Origin of the sequence: Novosphingobium sp. (assembly GCF_025351285.1) — a bacterium.
GTDB lineage: Bacteria > Pseudomonadota > Alphaproteobacteria > Sphingomonadales > Sphingomonadaceae > Novosphingobium.
This window is the reverse complement of record NZ_JANXWG010000123.1, coordinates 1-17,772: the sequence shown is the minus strand read 5'-3', so window position 1 is coordinate 17,772 and position 17,772 is coordinate 1. Positions and strand designations below refer to the sequence as shown.

Genomic DNA, 17,772 nt, shown 5'->3' with positions numbered 1-17,772 from the left:
CGCTGTGCTGTCAAAATCTTCCCTCAAGCTGATCGCTGATCCCATGGTCACGCCCTCCAATTGCAGGGCGCCATTGATTCAGAATTTCGCCAGTTTGGGAATCCCCCCCGTGAGTCAGCCTCACGGCAGGTTGGTATAAGGAGGCTGAAATCGCATGCGCGCTGGCTGGCCACGTTAAAGTAAGCTGGAAACATTTAGGCGCTCGCAAGAACGGGCCAAGTTGCATGCTCTACGGTCTCGCCGCGATGAAAAGCGCTGGTTATTTGCCGAAGGAAATGGCGGACCTAGCGATTCCTCGCGCGCAGCGCAGCTAGTTGCCCGTGCATATAAGCTTGGTGACGCGGAAGCCTGCCTGCCAAAGGCATCGAATTGACCAAGCGTAAAACACAAATATTAAATCCGAGCCGTGAACAATATTCCAGGGAATCTGGACGGCGAATATGTCGAGCAAAAAGTTTGGGGGACGTTCTGCTATCATTGATATTAGAGGCTTTAGCGACATTCGCGCATTCGACCGCGCTATTCACGTCAATCGCCTCTGCTCAAACTGAGAGCACGACGCGGCATGCCCATGCCCATGCCCATGCCCATGCCCCTAGGGCCTGCATTCCTTCGAGCACTGCTACTGCATGATCACGTAATAATCAGATTTTATTTTTCCGGGGTTGGAAAGTAGGATCGCGTAGCGTGTGGTCCAAGCCGGGACCCAATCGCATCGCGACTTGGGCGATGCTGCCGCGCATACGGACTGCCCGTCGTCACCCCTAACCGAAAGGCTAAACTCCGAATTGGTCAAAGCCACGACGGCGACGCGCGCTCGCTGGCCCGCAAGAAAGGTTTGATCGAACTGTGTCGTGGCACCGGGAGCGATGGCGACCATCCTGTACCCTGCGCCCAGCACTCGGTTGCGAAATGGTATGGCGGCGGCGTGGGGCTTCCGCTGAATAGCATCTGATCGAGCAAGCCAGCGCGCCGCTTCGTCCTGCATACCGTCCAAGGGCAGAGCACCTGCTTGAAGGAGTGCGTTCGCCGCCGCACGCATCGCCTGACCATTGCGATGTTCCTCTGCAGAATTTCCAGATGCCAAAGCAGCTACTACGCGGTCGAATGCGTCAGGCAAGCTGTTGGCTACGGCAAGTAGGGATAGCGATGCGAACGCAAGAGCCCCGCGATTTCTTCTCATGCCTCACCCGCGATGCAAATCACGAACCGCGCGCCTGGCTCAGCATCTTCGTAAACTGACCAAAGACCGTGCCTTGCCGCGATGATGCGAACCAAAGCAAGACCGAGTCCATGGCCTCCGCCGGATTCGCCGACTCTTTGGAAACGAGAAAATATGCGATCACGATCTGATTTGGCGATCCCGGGTCCATTGTCTTCCACCATAATCCGTGGCCCTTCAGAAATGGTCATGCGGACGCGCGAACCGTACGGCGCGTATTTGAATGCGTTGTCGAGCAAGTTGGCGATCAGCCGCGTTATGCCCATTGGCTCGCCGCGCATCATTATGCCAGGCGCAATCCGGGTCGAAAAATCGAGGCTCGCTTCCTCGGCGCTTGCTGCATAGAGCTCGGCAAGATTGGCGGCCAGTTCCGAAAGGTCGAAGAACTGTGCTTTCTCGTCAATGTTGGACGTCGCCTCGGCAAGTGCGATGTCCAAAAGCGAATCGAACAGCGAAACGATCGACCGAATATCCTGTCGCGCATGCTCAAGCTCGGACGTCATTCGGTTATCGACGCTGAGTTCAAGAGCGCGGATCAGGCGCGTGTCGAGATGGACGAGCGGCGTGCGCAATTCATGCGCGATATTGTCGCTGATTTCGCGCTGGGCGACGAGCAATTCATCAATTCGGTCGAGATGCGAATTCACATTACCGGCCAAAGCAGTGAGATCGTCGCGCGATCGGTTGAGACCGACCCGCGCCAGCCGCTCACCATGATCAAAACGCGTGAATACGTTATTAAGCACCGTGATCCGATCACCGAAGCGTGCGGCGACGACTGCCGCTGCGGCCATCGATGCCAGTATCGCAGGGACCGCGACGAAAAATATGACGGTTTGCAGCCGTTCGATCAGTCGCGCCGACGATGCGAGCGACCTACCTACGACCAGTGTCAAGCCGCCCCGGAGTCGGGTCGCCCGGACGATCATTGGGTCACCGTCCGCGTGAAGGATCGAGGACTGCGAGTGGTCCGCATCGATGGCGGGCATTCGCGCAATATTTCCTGCAATCCGCCGACCGGTGTTATCGGAGAGAAAATAAGCTGCTGACGGCGCTGTCGCCGAGTCAAGTTGCGTGCGATCGATAATCCGCCGCCTCAATTCGGCGACCCCGCCTTGAACCATCACGTCGGTCAGACCCGCAATATCGGCATCGATGGTGCGTAAGAGATCGTCGCGTTGCTGCTGCTCGATCGTCGTCGTCGCCGCCATCGCAACTCCGACGATTGCGACCAGCATAACCAACGTCGAAGTTAGCGCCTGACGAATAACGATCGATGCCAGCCTAAACTTCATCACGGTAGCGATTGCGCCTCCGGGACGACGAGACGATAGCCGCGCCCACGGACATTTTCGAGGCAGGTGCCGCTAAATCCATCTTCGAGTTTTCGCCGGAGCCTGACGAGGTTGACGTCGATGACGTTGGTCTGCGGATCGAAGCTCAGGTTCCAGACGTTCAACAAAAGCATTTCGCGGGTCACGATCTCGCCTGCATTTTCCATAAGATACTTCAGCAGCTCAAATTCTTTCGGGCTAAGCCCCAGATGCTTTCCGCCGCGGTGTGCCGTGCGAGCGCGGACATGCAATTCGATGTCGCCATGGATTAGAACTGGCTGACGTGACTGCACAGTATTGCGCCGGTGCAAGGCGCGGACACGTGCAACGAGCTCGTTCGGCTCGAACGGCTTCGCCAAATAGTCGTCGGCACCTCGGTCAAGTCCTTCTACTCGGTGTTCGGCGCGACCGAGTGCTGACAACATCAACACCGGTTTTTCAATGCCTGCGCCTCGGATGCGTGCAACCACATCGATCCCGCTCATGCCAGGAAGCATCCAATCGAGGAGAATAACGTCGATGTTTGCGTTGCCTGCCTGATGCAAGCCCGTCTCTCCGCTGTTCACCCAGTCGACGGCAATTTGGTCGCGTTCCAGCCAGGCCGAAATCGCTTCTGCGGTTTGCGGATCGTCTTCGATAAGCAATACGCGCATAGTCCCTGCCCCGGTCAAACTTCCAGTTGGATGTCGCGCCGTGCACGACGGCTGGCCAGTGACAAATGCTGTCATGAACGTCGCTATCGTCCGATCAACACGAACGGTGCCCATATGGCGGGGTGCGCCGAGTGCGGTACCTTTCTATCGGACAAGAGGGAAAGCATTGCATGTTGCAATGCCACGGCGCGCGTTGCGCCGGCTTGGGTGTTCTGCACGGTCGCAACGGTAAGCTGCGCGGCGGCATCGTCGCGAACGGGCCAGTGCGATACGAGCAACGATCGTGCGCCTGCCTGAACGAAGGCAGCCGCAAGTCCGCTATAAGCGGGGCCCGCAGACCCCGACCCGTCTGCACTATTACACGCTGACAGGATAACCCAATCGGCGTTGAGATGAAGCGCGGCAATCTTAGACGAGGTCAGCATCCCGTCATTTTCAGATGTCGGGTGGTCGGGGGGCGTGAGCACCAACGCTGGTTCGCGTAAGCCAGCAAAATCGCCGCTCATCAGACCATGCGTGGCAAAGGCGATAATCGTATACTGATCGAGTTGCATTGACGTCAGCATAGTCTCAGTTGCGTTGGCACCAATCAACGTCAAGCTATCTTTACTGCCGAGGATCGTCTGCATTCTATCGAGTTCCGCGCGCGCTCCTGGCAGCGATGGCAAATTCCGTAGTGCCGCCATATCGACCGCACCGCTGCGAAAGGGCAGCCCACGGCTGGATGCAATTTGGACATTGCCAAGCAATGGCGCTCCGACACCCAAAAAGCGTTCCGCCCGAGCAGTCCGCGGCACAGACGTTGTTAGCGACGCAAGCGTTGGCAAAATGGTCGTATCATGGGTCCGAACCAACCATGCGACGTTTGCCAGCCGGGTCGCGCGGTTCGCGCTTCTTTCGACCAATAAGGCCGGCGGAATGGTCGCAAGCGCACCTGAGGCATAGTAAAGCATATGCGGATGACGTTTGAACGATGCCACCCCGATATCCGGCACAATTGCGTGCAGGAGCGAATTTGCAGCGGCGGTATCGAATGCCGCACTTGTCGCCGACGTTGTCGCCATATCGGCGACGGACCGGCGAACGCGGGCCGTCAGCGCGGCGATCTGCGCGCGATTGAACGGCGTCTTTTTCCATGTAAGGCCGACGCGCGTTACGGTGATCGCCAATGTGCCGTCATCCACGGGAAGCGGCGCAACCAGTATGTCGCTGTCACCAAGGCTGGCCGAATACGCTGCAAGCGAGACTGGCGTCGGGCGGCCGAGTGCGCGAATTTGCGGGAAATCGCGATCGAGCGTCTCAGTCAAAGCTGCTGTTGCGACGTCGTTTGCGGCAATCGCTGCCGCGATGCGTGCGGTTTCCCCTTCCTGTTTGGCAGTAACTGCATAGCTACGCTGGCTGTCGAGCAGCTGCCGTTCGCGAATATGATCCTGGAGCGCACGCGCCATCGTGGCGGATGCTGGACTGGCGGCAGCGAGGCGCACGGCCAAGTCGGAGTTGACCAGCACGATGTCGGACAGGTTGGCAAGTTGAAGCGCACGAAACCCCTCGCTTTGGTGACCCGACGCAAATGCGAGATCGGCGACGGTTGCGAAGGTCGACGACAGCACCGGACCATAGCGAACCAAGTCACCCCGCGCGGTCGACGTGTCGAGCAATTTCGCCTCGAGTAGGGCAGCCTGCGGAGCGGCGAGCGCATAGCCCTGCGTTGTGCCCGAGGCGCGAGCAACTATTTTTGCATAGGCAATTTCGGCACCAAGCCGCCTGACACTGTCGGGGACAAGCTTTGCGCGGAGGATCGCCATTTGCGGCGTTGCCATGCCAAGAGCCGCTGCCGCCGAATTCGATTTTAAATGCATTCGCCCAAGCGTCGCGGCATATTCGAGCCGGGCGAGTGCCCGTTGCGGGTGCCCCGCAGGCGTATCCTTTTCGATAGCCGCGATCGCTGCCGACCGCCGGGCAAGCGCGAGCTTCAGGTCGCCGCGCGCTTCAGCGGCGTCTGCCGCGAATCGAAGCGGATAGGCCAGCGTGATCGGATCGCTTTTATCGTAAGCTTTCAGATGCCACTCACGTGCGCGGAGCCAAAGCGCTTCGGCTTCCTCGTGCCGTCCCTGACTGTTGATCGTTGTCGCGAAGTTGGAAAGCTGCGTGGCGCGCGAAAACCAATTGGTCGGCTCGTAGAGCTGCTGACGATCGAGCACGCGGCGTAAGACGGCTTCGGCTTCGGAAAGGCGACCGGCGTTGCGCAGCGATACGGCAAGATTGCTGAGCGCAAATGTCGTGCCGGTATTATTCTCGGGCAAGTTCGATAGCGCCCAATTGGCAGCGCGCTCATTTTCGGTCAGCGCCTCTTCGGCGCGGCCAACCGCGTCGAGACCGGCAGCATGGCTGGAAATGGCATCGACGATGAATGAGTCATTCGCTGGCAGGCATTTTGCAAAGAGCGTGCTGGCGACGTCGCCAAAATGCTCGGCTTCGACGAACTGCCCCCGGGCATTCGCGACGAATCCGAGCGCAAAATTGGCAAGGCCGACTTCCGCACTTTCAGATCCGAAATTGCGTTGGGCGAGTGCCAGTGCTGCCATGCCGTTGCGTTCCGCCATGTCGAACGCGCCCGCGGTGGTGTCGGTCATCGAAACAAGCGACAATAATTCTGCATTCCATGGAGCATCGATCAGCCCCTTGGCGACAACAATGTTTTCTCCAGTTCGTGCGGTTTCAGCAGCTCGGCCGGCGTCCGCAGTACTTCCCATTGCCCATGCGAGCCAGCCATAGCTGCGCGCCAAGATTTCGGGAGACGTTGACGTATCGCTTTTGGCGTCATCAATCAGAGCGCTCCACAGCTTGGCGCTGCCGTCGGGATCGGCATCCTTATCGCGTTCAAGGAGAGCAGTAAAACGTCCGCTAACGCTGGCTGGATCTAGGGGCATTGTGGAGACTTTTTGTGCCGGCGGGCAAGCTAATGCCGCCATCGGCAGCGTCGAAAGACCGAACGCCATTAAACCAACCGGCAGTCGAACCATTGCACGCACCCCCCGAACTGAGTCCGGAAAGAAGGCGGCACCAGCAGCATGAGTGTTCACGTCGATTGACAATTTTGTCCAGCGATTCGGTTGAAACCACTTGAGCCGGGTCAAGGCGCAACCCTTACAGCCTTTGTAAATCGACTTGCCCTCGCGCTCCCCTAAGCCAGCCCCAAGTTCAAAGGGGCACTTCGACAATGTTCAATTCAAACCGCAAGGCAATGCTCGCAGCTATTTCAGTCATAGCGTGCACGCATCCGGCCTATGCCGCGCCTCAGAATCTGGTTGAACAAGCAATGGCTCTGATCGATCACGGCAAGGCAGCCGATGCCTACAGATTGTTGCGGCCCGCGCTCGCCGATCGGGCTGCCGACCCTGACTACAACTATGCGCTTGGACTCGCCGCCGTCGATTCGGGGCACGTTACCGAGGCGATTCAGGCCCTTCAGCGCGTTCTTGCGGTCAACCCCGATCAAGCGCAGGCCCGGGCGGAGCTTGCCCGTGCCTATGCGCTCAGCGGGGATATCGATACCGCACGCCGTGAATTCGACGTAGTTTCGGGCGATCCGACAATTCCCGATCCAGTGCGCCAGCGGTTCACCACGCTCGTCAAGGGCATTGAGCATACCCTCAAACCTGGCGGCAGTGTCACTGGATTCCTCGAGGCTAGCGGCGGGTATGATAGCAACGTCAACGCCGCGACCAGCGCGACACAGATCGTCATTCCGGTATTCTCGTTTCTCGGTCCCGCGACACTGTCGAGCAATGCCCGCAAGCAGGCCGACGGATTTGGGTCGATCGAAGGGGGTGCGAGTGCCGAATATGGCTTCAACCGCCAATCGCGCGTGTTTGCTAGCGTGCTGGCATCAGGCCGCTTCAATGGCTCACAGACCGGCCTGAACCAGGCGCTCGGCACGGCGACAATTGGCTACGCTCACACCGCCGCGAACCGTGACGTCGCTTCGATTTCGTTGCAGACACAGCAGTTTTTTCTGGCTGGTGATCATTATCGCGCGGCGTCGGGCCTCGTCGCCCAATATACGCATTTGCTACCCGGAGGTCATGCGCTGTCGGCGCAAGCGCAGTTTTTTGATGTGACTTATCCAACCGACCGTTTGCGCGATGCGCGCCGATTTGGGCTCGGCGTCAATTACGTCACGCGGACGATCTATGTCGCTGTGCAGGGTGGACATGAACAAACCCGCGCTGCTGCTGCCGACAATTTATCGAACAGCTTTGGCGGCATTCGCGTTGCTTTCGAGCGATCAGTCGCAACCAAGATCGCGGTCTTCGGCGCGGTTGCTTTCGAAGCACGGCGCTACGATGCGCCCGATCCATTGTTCCTGATTGCCCGCCGCGACAATCAATATGACACGAGCGTCGGATTGCGATTTCGCTTGACCCCCCATGTCACGGTCAACCCGCAGGTAAGTTACACGCGCAACGACAGCAACATCGCCATCGATAGCTATGACCGCGTCACGGCGAGTGCTGCAATCCGCTTCGAATTCTGATCTCAACCGGGGATGCCGACCATGTTCACACACTCGAAATTCAAGTCGCTCACCCGTTTTGCGCTGCTAGCCAGCACGACAGCGATGATCGCCGTTACACCGGCCTATGCCGGCGAAATCATTTTTGCGACGGGCGTGGTCAACCAAGGGGCGCCAGTTCGCGCTGGCGTGCTGACATCGGGACTAGATTTCCGCGGATCGCCCGCGACGGTTCAAATCAAGACCGATGACGGCGCCATGGTCTCGATCGTGGGTGATGTCGCCTTCGCTGTTGGCAGCGACGGCGCACTTCAAATCTCAAGCGGCTCGGTAACGGTCGCCGGGGGCACGGGTAGGACCAAATTAACACTTGGTGCAACAACGGTTTCACTTACCGGACCCAACGCCGCTGCCACATTCAATGTCGGGCCGGGGGGCATTGACGGTCGCGCGATCGCGGGCGTCCTCGCGGTGACCAATAGCGGTGGCAGCGGTAGTTATCGCCGTGGTGAAGCTTTTGCGGTTGCATCGAACAACGGCGCGCCGCGATTGATCTTTGCCGCCAATGCACAAGCTGTGCCGTCGGCAGCAACTATTGTTGTCACAGCGCTTCGCAGCCCAGGCGGAGTGCCGGCATCAGGCGCTGGCGCTCCTGTTCAGCAGAATCCCGCACTTGCCGGGCAAGCTCAAGGAACGCCGCAGACGCTGGCCGCAAATCTCGTGCGTGGGGGACGTGGGGGCGCGCTGTTTGCAGCAGCCTACCAGGCATCGCTGGCACAGATTGTGACGCAAACGCCAGTGCCGCCGCCAGTAGCTACACCCACACCCACGCCAGCACCGTCGCCAACACCCACACCGACACCGACACCGACACCGACGCCGGCACCGACGCCAACGCCGGCACCGACGCCGACACCGACGCCAACGCCGACGCCAACGCCAACGCCAACGCCAGTTCCGACGGCCACACCCACACCGGGGCCAGTGCCATTGACATCGCCACCGGCAAACAGTGGTGCCGGGGCATTGGCAACGACGGGCACGAAGCTGGTTGGCTTTTACAATGAAGCCCAAAATGTCATCGGCCCTGCCCAGGCTAAGATTTTGGCGCTCATCAGCAACAACGCCACATTGGCCGCATCAGGTGGGCTGGAAAGTATCAACTTCAGCTCATCGGGAACAGCACCGTCGGAAGGCCGGGGCACTCTTACGAATGCCGAGGTGTATGCCAACGGGGCGGTCGTGATCGGACGGTGGACTGACGGCACCGGCAAAGCGGTCAGCGATGTTTTCGGGACCAAGATTGTTGATAACGTTTTGACCGCCAACCAGGGCGTCCACTATGCCTTTGCTTTGCCACTGGCTATTTTGCCCGTTGCCGGAGGTCGTGCGGATTACACGCTCGCTTCGGCGGACCGGCCAACTTTCCAGAACGGTTCGACCGCACCCGGCACGTTTACGAATGGCGCGCTATCGATCCTTTTCGGGAGCCAGCCCCGGATCGCGTTTCAGGGCACCGTCACGATGCCCGGCGCCAGCGGTACGCAAGTTTACACGCTCACGACGCCGGGCGGCATTGCCAACCCCAGCAACAGTATGTTCAGCTCGATTAAGGCCGATGGAAGCTTTGGGGCTTTTATATCGGTGCAAGGTGCGGGGCCGGCGGGCACATTGTGCCTGACGGGCTGCGTCGCGGGCGGTAACAGCCTCATCAATGGTGTGCTCTCGAGGGAAGTAACCGGTGCTGCTCTCGTCTATGGCATTGAAAGCCAGATTTTTGGCGCGGCGGCGTTTTATCTGTCTGGCGCTACGAACCTCTCGACATCGGTGCCGACAGGAACGACATCGGGGTCGTCGGCAGGGAGCGGCCTTTCGGCGGGCGTGAATGCAGTTATTTTAGGTGGGTCATTCTCCGCGAACGGCGCCGGGCAGATCGCCTTGCAATCAAGCGGGAATACGGTGTTCGATGCCACTGGCGCGCTTCAGGAGGTCACCGGAATCGCCAAGCGGACGACGGCGACTGTTGCTGATCAAGCCGCCGGCTCGGGTTGGGAAATCGGGCGCTGGAACGGCGGGGCGGTCGAAACTTCCACTTTGGGCACCGGGTTGTTTCTTCCATCCCAGGGAGTGCATTATGTCGTGCTCGCAAAGCCGACAGGCGCGCTGTCACTTGGCTTGCTCAACTATACATTGGGTGGTGCCACGACGCCAACGTACAGCAACGGGCGCGGGGTTTCGGGATCGTCGTTTACCGGTCATCTAAGTATTGCGATCAATTCGATGGATGCCGTCAGCTTTGGTAACAAATACGGGTTCGACGCAACAATTACGACGACAGATGCATTGGGCACGAATGTCTACTCGATCATAAGCGCGGGGGGCATTGCGAACCCTTCAGCGCCACTCACGACCATTAATGGTGCTTTGTCGTCAGATGGATCATTGTCGAGTGTCGGCAGCAAGATAACTGTAGTCGGGCATGATTGTCAGTCGGGGTCGCTGTGTTCCGTCGGCTTCGCGTTGCAGAGCGGAGGCGTTTCGGCAGGCTTGGTCGGTATAACTTACCTCGTGACCGACCTTGCTGCGATCCACAGCGACAGGGACCTTTATCCAAATCTCAACGGCGCTGCCCTGTTCACGCAGACGGGGATTGCTTCTTTGCCCACCTACCCTGTTGCAAGTACCGGGACGGAACGCACCGGGCAGATCTTTGCCACCGTCCTGCAGCAAACTGGATCATCGACGTTCAATCGAACACTTCGAAGTGCATATAGCGTCAGGTCATCCGACGCTGGTGCCATCACCGGGTTTAAAGATGGTCAGTATCTGGATGTCGTACAGGGGAACACCGCTGTTGCCGACAGCGGCGTGCGGAATGTGGCCGGGTCGGGCCGGATTTCATGGACGCGCTGGACCGGCGGGTCGAGTCTCAACAACTACGGCGCTGGAACGGTCTACGACACGCTGACCCCGAACCAAGGTCGCCACATGGTCGCCGGCGATCCAGCAAGTGCCATCCCGACTGTCGGCTCGGCGATCTACGATCTTGCGGGCGCAACCGCACCGACGATTGCCGACGGGTCACAAGCTCCTGGCACTTTGACCGGCACAATGGGCGTATCGTTTGCATCGCGCACAGTTGGTTTTGATCTGCTGGCGACGATCGGCGGCTTTGGCTACGTCATCAAATCACAGGGCGGATCTGCCGATGCCAGCACAAGCGGCATCCGCTACACAACTGAAGGCCAGTTTACGACGGGTGGCATTGCGGGAACGCCTGGGTCCAACGGCAGTATAGTCGTCCCTGGCGGTGGTGCGGCGTGCCCGGGCGGCGGCGGGACGTGCTATGCTGACATTTCCGGGTTTTTGTCAGGTGTCGGCGCAAAGCAGGCAGGAATCGTTTACACCATCCAAAGCGGAACAAACGCAGCTAGCAATCAAGCGGTGACAGGGGCCGCGGCCTTCACTCAACGTTAAATCATCATCACAGGAGCTTGCGACATGAAGATTAAATTGATTAACATAGTGGCTTTGGCTGCACTCGCTTCTTCAGTTCCGGCCATCGCCCAAAAAACCGTAAACGGGGTCACCATGCAGCGTGGTTTCATGGGCCAGAAAGTAACGCCCGAAGAGATGGCTGTGATCGGCAAAGGCGCTTTCAAGGGCGCGCACCGCGTTGCGATTACGGTGTTCAATGTCGCGTTCCCCGACGAAAACCACTTGGTTGCGAAGACCAGCGGACACGCCGGTGGTTTCGTTTCGTCCGCACGGTCGGATCTTCGCACGACAATGACAGGGGTCGATCGCGCGACGCGCCAGCGCATTGCTGATCAGGCCTACAAAACCTTTGTCGCGCAATTGACCGCTGCCGGGTATGAGGTGGTCGAGGCGCCAGAACTGGCACGCCTCGCTCCCGAATATGCCACCTGGACGCCGCAGCCCAATTTTTCGCAAGGCCGATTTGGGACTTACGTCGCGCCAACCGGTCGCTCGTTATTCTGGTGGCCTGGCGACACGATGAAGCGGAACGCCACCGGGGCGTTCGACTATTCGATGAGTGCCCTCCAGATGATGACCGATCGGCCGCAGGCGTTCGGCAGAACTCCGATGGTCGGCTATATCGCACAAGTTGGCACCATCGCGGTCACGTTGGTCGTCGATTACGGCGTCTATTCGACGTCGGGCGTGAGCGGCAAAGGCTTTGGCGGTAAAGCGTCTGCTGGATTTTTGCCCGGCGTAACTGTTGCGGCGGGCGTCGGCATCGATCGTGCGACGACGCTCAATTACTGGAAGCCCAATTCCGGCGGTTTTGGGGCGTTGGCTGTCTTGCAAATACCGGTGCGTAGCGAGGCGGCTTTTATCACCGATCGCGGAGTCGAAGGAGCGGTCGATGCGGCAATCGTCGCCGACCCAATCAAATTTGAGGCCGCCGCCAGCGACGTCATCAATCAAGCGCTGCCGAAATTCGTCAGCGTAATGTTGGAAAATCACTGAGTTGGCGTGCAGCCTAGTCCGGGACGTAACTTCGATGCGTGCGTCATTTCTGCAGTTGCGTTTCCTTGTTGCGTTCGAAAACTAACACCGCTCTCGCTGATATTGTGGTCAAACGTAGTCCGTCTCCGTCAGGCCGTGAGAGCTGCCAAGGCTGTCATGCTGTAACCCAAATGGGGCTTGGGCGACCCAGCGTTCCGAATAGAATTGCGACATCGCTACTGAAAGAGCCATCTCATGACACGCTGTCCGAAACTGACGATGATCATTTGTTCGTTGATGCTCGCGAGCCAAGCGCATGCCGACCCGGCAGGCGACGAATCGCGTCGCCAAAGCATGATGGCAGACATGCGTGCGAGCGCCACGGCAAACGACCGCGCAAATTTTGACAGCCAGCAGCGACAGCAGGCCGACGCGGCGCGCTATTCGGGCGGCAGTGGGTCGTCCGGGTCGTCGGCAGGCAATGGTTCGGGCAGCAACAGCAGCGGATCGAGCTATGCTGGCGGCGGCAGCGGTCCAAGCCGCTCGACCGGGCCACAGAGCATCGTCGCGAGCTACAGCTTCACGATCCGACGGCAGGAGAGCCCCTCGGCAGTGGCTACCCGGCTCGAACAAGAAGCAGGAAATGGCAACGCTTTGTCGGCGTATAATCTTGGTCGCGTGTATTACACCGGCTTCGACGGGCTTGCACGCAACGACGTCAAAGCGCGGCAGTGGTTCGCCAAGGCCGCCGAACTCGGCCAACCCGGCGCGCAATCGCAATATGGCTACATGCTGCATGACGCGATCGGCGGTGGCGTCGACCGCGCTGGAGCGCTGCAGTGGACCAAGAAAGCCGCCGATCAGGGCGACACGTACGGCGAGGCGCTCTTTGGCTTTTATACGATCGCCGCAAAGCCAATCGACACCCCCGCGCCCGAAGCCGTCAAAATGCTCAGGCGGGCCGCCGACAAGGGTGACCTACTTGCCCAGGGAACGCTTGGCACCATCGTCTACGCGCTCGGCAATGGTGCACCCGAAGACATGACACAGTCGGCGCATTACAGCGCGCTCGCCGCGGCCCAGGGCAATGCGGTTGCGCAAACGCAATACGGACGTCTGCTGGTTACCGGCGGCGGCATACCGAAAGACGAAGCGGCGGGGCTGGCCCAGCTGCGAAAGGCGGCCGCACAGAACAACACCGAAGCAATGATCCTGCTCGGCACCCTGGCATTCACCGGACAGGCAATGCCACAGGACAATGCGGCGGGCGCAAGCTGGTTCAAACGTGCGGCGGATGCCGGCGATGCGGGCGCCGCCGGGCAATATGCGCAGTTGCTGCTCGGGGGCAATTACGGAGTGACGATGGATGAGGCAGCGGGGGTTCGTTATGCCCGGATTTCTGCCGATAAGGGCAACATCAACGGCCAGATGACGCTCGCACGCTGCTATTATAACGGTAACGGCGTTGCCGTAGATATGAAACCGGCGCTTTTCTGGTTCCGCAAGGCTGCCGCGCAGGGCGATGTCGATGCAAAGAAGGCGCTCGCCGACCCCAAGATGGTCGAGGCCGCGCGCGGATGATGATGCCGTCCGCGCGTATCGGGCTAATCGTTGGCGCCAGCATCTTTGCGACACCGCTCATCGCGCAGCGGCTCACGGCGGCCTTTCCGCCCAACGCTATCCTCGCACCGATCCTGCAAGACGTTCGTGACGACGAGCGCCCCCGCCTCATGGTTCCCGCTCGAATGTTCCGGCAAATAGACCTTAACCATGACGGCATAGCCGACTGGGTCGCTGACTTCACGAAGTCGGGCGAGAGCGGATTTTGCGGCACTGGTGGCTGTCGGCTGGTCATCTACACAAGCAAACCGGGCGGCTATGCGACGGCCTTCGACGAGCAGGTGCGCCAATTCAAGATCACGTCGGGGCGCGAGGGTATGCGGCTCGACTTGGACATGCACGGCAGCTTTTGTGGAACCTTCGGCGCCTTAGCGTGCCCGATGAGCTTCCGCTGGGACCAGCCACACGGACGATTCGTCGAGATCGCTAACCTACAGGGCGGCACGCGGCTGCAAGCGTCGGTGCTCGCTGTCGCCGACCCGCTACCACCTCCGATCGTTACCACGGTTGGCGCGGGCCTGACCCAAGCGTGCATTAAACTGAGCGGCAAAACGCCCGACGACAGGCCGCGTGCCGTGACCGTCCCCGATCTCAACGGCGATGAAGAGCGCGATTGGGTCGTCTCGGCACCTCTTTGTCCAGCCGGAGACGACAAACCCGCGATCGAATTGGACACTGTCATACTGCTCACCTCACCGACTGGGCTGGTCCGCAGCGCGGCCTTCGCCCCAGGCGGCTACGCAATCGACTTCGCGACGCGCCCGGCGCAGATCGTGCAGCTGCTCGGCAGCGATTGCGGTTACGGTACGATCTGCCCTGAACGCGTGCTGTCTTGGGATGCGGCGCGCCGACAGTTTAAGACCGTTGCCGAGCATCACGCGGACACTAACGAACCATTAGAGCGATTTTGAAATCAGGTAAACGTACGACAGCTTTCGGGAGCGGCTGAAGAGAGGTAAATGTCCCGGTGCGGTCTGCCCGCCCGGAAAGGCGCCGTCCGTCTACACCCCGGTTATTGCCGCTCCGACACCTCCGCAGCGTTCTCGGACGGCGACAGGCAGCTTTCTCGGATGTCTTCGCCAGTCCAAGCGCCGGTTGACTTCCACGAACCACATGCGGCCCAATCATTTCGCGAGTAAAGGGCGCGCGCCAGATTTGAGGATCCAGTTCCTATTGGCGACCGGATCGATCACGAGCGTGACCCGCCGGATCACCGGAAGACCGATATTGGCGAGATCTCCCAGAAACGTGACGAATGGATTCTCCAGCGTCACCGGCCCGATCTTGATAGTTCCCCTGATAAATCCGCCGAACACGGGGCCCTCTGCATTGATCGACTTGAACCGCCCGACTTCTTTCGGCGGAGCCATTAGCGGGACCTTGTCCATGAATGCTACCGGTAGGCTGAGCTCGCCATTAAACCCGGTATCGAAATGCGCGGGCAAAGTGCTGCCGTCGGGCATCACCATCTGCACACTTGGGATATCTTGGACATAGGCGGTCGCGGGCCCAGGCGGCAAGGGCGTGGTCGCGCGCGGCGCCAGCACGGCTCGGTTGTTGGCAAGATCGAGGTACAACAGGCTGTCCGTGAAGATTTCCGACGAGATGATCCCCATCGCATCGCCGCGATCGTAATGAACGGATACAGCCTTGATGCCTGCCGCCTTCAACCCGCCGATCGTAACTTCGGGCACGACGAATTCAGGCAACATACGCGTCTTTCCGGTGGTGCCGTCAACTTCCTGCACCGTACCTGTCCGCTTTAGCCGATGACGCTTAGTGACGAGCGCATCGAGCGTGTTGCCGTCCGATCCGGTGTCGAAGACCATAGGCACCAATTCGTCGTCGCCGATCTGCATCATCACCATGACTCGGTCGGTCGACTGGAACAACGTGATCTCGCCGGCGCTGGGTAGTAGGGGCGGCGCCTTCTCCGCCACGGCGGCGGAGAATGGCACGATCAACAGCGCTGGCAACGCGGCCAAACCAGCGATACCCCTTCGAAGAGACATATAACCCTCCACTCCAATAGTACGATTCGTACTATTGAATGCAGCGAGCGATGCAATGGCGAAACAACGGCTAACCGAATTGGAAGGCGCAGTCCTGACCGAGATCGGCCATCGCGGGAACGACACCAGCTTCAAGGTGCGGCGGGCGTTCGAACGGTCTCCCTCTTCGAGCTGGAGCGGCAGTGCGGGGGCGGTTTATCCAGCGATCGCGCGATTGGTCGACGCCGGGCTGATCGCGACGGCGCCAGGCGATACGCGGCGCAAAACTCGGCTCCTCAGCCTGACCGAAGCGGGTCTTGCGGCGCTGGAGGCATGGTTTAGCGATCCGCTGGCGGCTTGTTCGATCGGCGCTGATCCGTTCCGTCTGCGCGCAGGACTATGGGAGACGCTGCCGGCTGGCCGCCGGAGCGAGGTGATTGCGGCCATGATCACAACGGTACGGGCGGAAATGGCGAAGCTGAAGGGACGTGACGATCTCGACCCGGTTGAGCGGATCGGTAACGACTTGGCGCAAATGCAGCAGGAGATGCGGTTGGGTTGGCTGATCCGAACTAAAACTGGCAGAATGAGCGGCTGCCTCTGAGCCACTGTCGATTGCGTTCGAATGACGACTATTGGCCGACGTTGCTGCCCGTCGGCCTCTGCTTCAGAATCGGGGACTCACCTGCGTATTCTTCGTTCCCGAAGCCGACGAAATGCCGTCAATTTGAAAGTGCCACACCTACGATCTTTCATCTCGTTGCCTCCCGGTTAATTCTCGGTCCGCGCTTGGGTGCCACAGGCGGTAAGCCGCGCTCCCGGGAGTGCCACCACCGCTCGGTTGTGACACCGATAGCGGTTATCGCAATGCCTTAGCGAACAGGTCCAGCGCTGCCTTTCTGACAGCCATTTGCGCATGAGCGGTCGCCATCGGGCTTGAAGCCATTCGCGGATAATTTTCTGGCTCCCATCCGCTGCCCGAGAGACCGTGGCCAGCGTCCGGAAACTTGAGAACCGTGGTCGAAAGACCATTTCTTTTACGTGTCAGACCGATGTTTTCAGCCATGATTGCCGAGGGCCAGGTTTCGTCTTTTCCGCCTCCAGCGACGAGTAGCGCGCCTCGATAACGTTCGATGGGGATCGTTGCAGACGCGACTCGCGCCGGGTTTGCCGCCCTTCCTCTTTCATGCGGCGCGCGCAGTGTGCGAGCTTCGCCACGGTAAAGTGCAGCGATCGTTTCCCGCATCGCTTCGTAGGGGACGAAAGGCAGAGGCTTTCCCGCCCAGGAAAAGGACGAGCGTGTGTCATCTTCTTTGACGTTCGGACCCCACCCTTCCCACACCACGTCGGAAGGCACGATGGCAGCGACGGCCTTGAGCCAAGGGAAGCGCGACGCCGCGATTATTGCCATCTCTCCGCCCTTGGATACACCGTAGAGGCCGATGCGCCGCCGATCGAGGTCAGGTCTCGCTTCAATCCACTGCCGCACAGCCGTGAGGCGATCGACCGGTATATCGGCAAAATCCACCGGGAGGCCCGGTAGTTTTTCTGATCCCCAATCGGGGGCGTAATATGGGAGGACCAACACTGCATAGCCTTGGCTCGCAAGCCAAGGACCGAATGTGCGACCGAATAAGGACCCACCCTCCGAACCGCCAAGTACGATGACAACGGGGAGAGGACGCCTGGAAGGCTTTCGAAATAGCAAGGCTCCCGGGAAACCGTCGACAGGCTCGTTCCGGAGGTCCGGATCACCCGGCGATGAAACGCGTAATACCGGTCGCGCTCGGTCGCCCGGGCACCAGAACACTGACACGCACGGTTTGGACTTGTAACGGTTTTGCGCCGGTCACTTGAGAGTTTAACACTCGATCAAGGAGACCGATGAGATGAAGAAGCATACAGAAGATTTCAAGCGTGAGGCGGTGCGGATTGCGCTGAGCAGCGGGCTGTCGCGGCGGCG

13 protein-coding genes are annotated in these 17,772 nt (G+C 59.7%); 6 read left to right on the top strand and 7 right to left on the bottom strand.

Annotation, left to right across the window (positions count from 1 at the left end; translation table 11 throughout):
* Window positions 1-622: 622 nt before the first annotated feature.
* The 4 genes from Q0R16_RS15265 to Q0R16_RS15250 all read right to left on the bottom strand — a co-directional run bounded on the left by Q0R16_RS15265 (window position 623) and on the right by Q0R16_RS15250 (window position 6,346).
* Complete coding sequence (locus Q0R16_RS15265; protein ID WP_295637927.1) at window positions 623-1,120, bottom strand: hypothetical protein; 498 nt, start codon at window positions 1,118-1,120, stop codon at window positions 623-625.
* Between the two features lie 59 nt (window positions 1,121-1,179).
* Window positions 1,180-2,517 (bottom strand): HAMP domain-containing sensor histidine kinase, encoded by a 1,338-nt coding sequence (locus Q0R16_RS15260; RefSeq protein WP_295637925.1) that lies wholly within the window; start codon window positions 2,515-2,517, stop codon window positions 1,180-1,182.
* Entirely contained in the window at window positions 2,517-3,209 is a 693-nt protein-coding gene (locus tag Q0R16_RS15255) for a response regulator transcription factor (protein WP_295637922.1), read from the bottom strand. Before Q0R16_RS15255 ends, Q0R16_RS15260 begins: the two co-directional genes overlap by 1 nt.
* 83 nt (window positions 3,210-3,292) lie before the next feature.
* Window positions 3,293-6,346 carry a CHAT domain-containing tetratricopeptide repeat protein gene (locus Q0R16_RS15250; RefSeq protein ID WP_295637919.1) on the bottom strand — a complete coding sequence of 1,018 codons (3,054 nt, stop codon included), beginning with the start codon at window positions 6,344-6,346 and terminating at the stop codon, window positions 3,293-3,295.
* An 83-nt stretch (window positions 6,347-6,429) separates the two neighbouring features.
* Between Q0R16_RS15250 and Q0R16_RS15245 the strand changes: the two genes are divergently transcribed.
* From Q0R16_RS15245 to Q0R16_RS15225, 5 genes are all read left to right on the top strand, one after another.
* Entirely contained in the window at window positions 6,430-7,746 is a 1,317-nt protein-coding gene (locus Q0R16_RS15245) for a surface lipoprotein assembly modifier (protein ID WP_295637916.1), read from the top strand.
* A 12-nt stretch (window positions 7,747-7,758) separates the two neighbouring features.
* On the top strand, window positions 7,759-11,202 hold the full coding sequence (locus tag Q0R16_RS15240; protein ID WP_295637914.1) for a hypothetical protein: 3,444 nt from the start codon (window positions 7,759-7,761) through the stop codon (window positions 11,200-11,202).
* Between the two features lie 24 nt (window positions 11,203-11,226).
* Window positions 11,227-12,219, top strand: coding sequence for a hypothetical protein (locus Q0R16_RS15235; RefSeq protein WP_295637911.1), 993 nt, complete (start codon window positions 11,227-11,229; stop codon window positions 12,217-12,219).
* A 234-nt stretch (window positions 12,220-12,453) separates the two neighbouring features.
* Window positions 12,454-13,779, top strand: a complete 1,326-nt coding sequence (locus tag Q0R16_RS15230; RefSeq protein ID WP_295637908.1) for a hypothetical protein — start codon at window positions 12,454-12,456, stop codon at window positions 13,777-13,779.
* A complete protein-coding gene (locus tag Q0R16_RS15225) occupies window positions 13,776-14,729 on the top strand; it encodes a hypothetical protein (RefSeq protein WP_295637905.1) in 954 nt (317 codons plus the stop codon). Before Q0R16_RS15230 ends, Q0R16_RS15225 begins: the two co-directional genes overlap by 4 nt.
* Before the next feature lie 213 nt (window positions 14,730-14,942).
* Here Q0R16_RS15225 and Q0R16_RS15220 read toward each other — a convergent pair whose 3' ends face one another.
* Complete coding sequence (locus Q0R16_RS15220) at window positions 14,943-15,776, bottom strand: aspartyl protease family protein (RefSeq protein ID WP_295637933.1); 834 nt, start codon at window positions 15,774-15,776, stop codon at window positions 14,943-14,945.
* Between the two features lie 109 nt (window positions 15,777-15,885).
* Between Q0R16_RS15220 and Q0R16_RS15215 the strand changes: the two genes are divergently transcribed.
* Complete coding sequence (locus tag Q0R16_RS15215; protein ID WP_295637902.1) at window positions 15,886-16,413, top strand: helix-turn-helix transcriptional regulator; 528 nt, start codon at window positions 15,886-15,888, stop codon at window positions 16,411-16,413.
* Window positions 16,414-16,668: 255 nt separating this feature from the next.
* Here the strand turns inward: Q0R16_RS15215 and Q0R16_RS15210 are convergent, their stop codons facing one another.
* Window positions 16,669-17,619: an acyl-CoA thioester hydrolase/BAAT C-terminal domain-containing protein gene (locus Q0R16_RS15210; RefSeq protein WP_295637930.1), complete on the bottom strand. Its 951-nt coding sequence runs from the start codon at window positions 17,617-17,619 to the stop codon at window positions 16,669-16,671.
* A partial coding sequence (locus Q0R16_RS15205; protein ID WP_295637935.1) for a hypothetical protein occupies window positions 17,561-17,772 on the bottom strand: 212 nt, incomplete at its 5' end. The genes Q0R16_RS15205 and Q0R16_RS15210, both read right to left, overlap by 59 nt.

Excerpts from the sequence above, each read along its gene's own strand:
- Q0R16_RS15260 (WP_295637925.1), bottom strand. The coding sequence starts at position 2,517 with ATGAAGTTTAGGCTGGCATCGATCGTTATTCGTCAGGCGCTAACTTCG.
- Q0R16_RS15255 (WP_295637922.1), bottom strand. The coding sequence starts at position 3,209 with ATGCGCGTATTGCTTATCGAAGACGATCCGCAAACCGCAGAAGCGATT.
- Q0R16_RS15245 (WP_295637916.1), top strand. The coding sequence starts at position 6,430 with ATGTTCAATTCAAACCGCAAGGCAATGCTCGCAGCTATTTCAGTCATA.
- Q0R16_RS15240 (WP_295637914.1), top strand. The coding sequence starts at position 7,759 with ATGCCGACCATGTTCACACACTCGAAATTCAAGTCGCTCACCCGTTTT.
- Q0R16_RS15235 (WP_295637911.1), top strand. The coding sequence starts at position 11,227 with ATGAAGATTAAATTGATTAACATAGTGGCTTTGGCTGCACTCGCTTCT.
- Q0R16_RS15230 (WP_295637908.1), top strand. The coding sequence starts at position 12,454 with ATGACACGCTGTCCGAAACTGACGATGATCATTTGTTCGTTGATGCTC.
- Q0R16_RS15225 (WP_295637905.1), top strand. The coding sequence starts at position 13,776 with ATGATGATGCCGTCCGCGCGTATCGGGCTAATCGTTGGCGCCAGCATC.
- Q0R16_RS15215 (WP_295637902.1), top strand. The coding sequence starts at position 15,886 with ATGGCGAAACAACGGCTAACCGAATTGGAAGGCGCAGTCCTGACCGAG.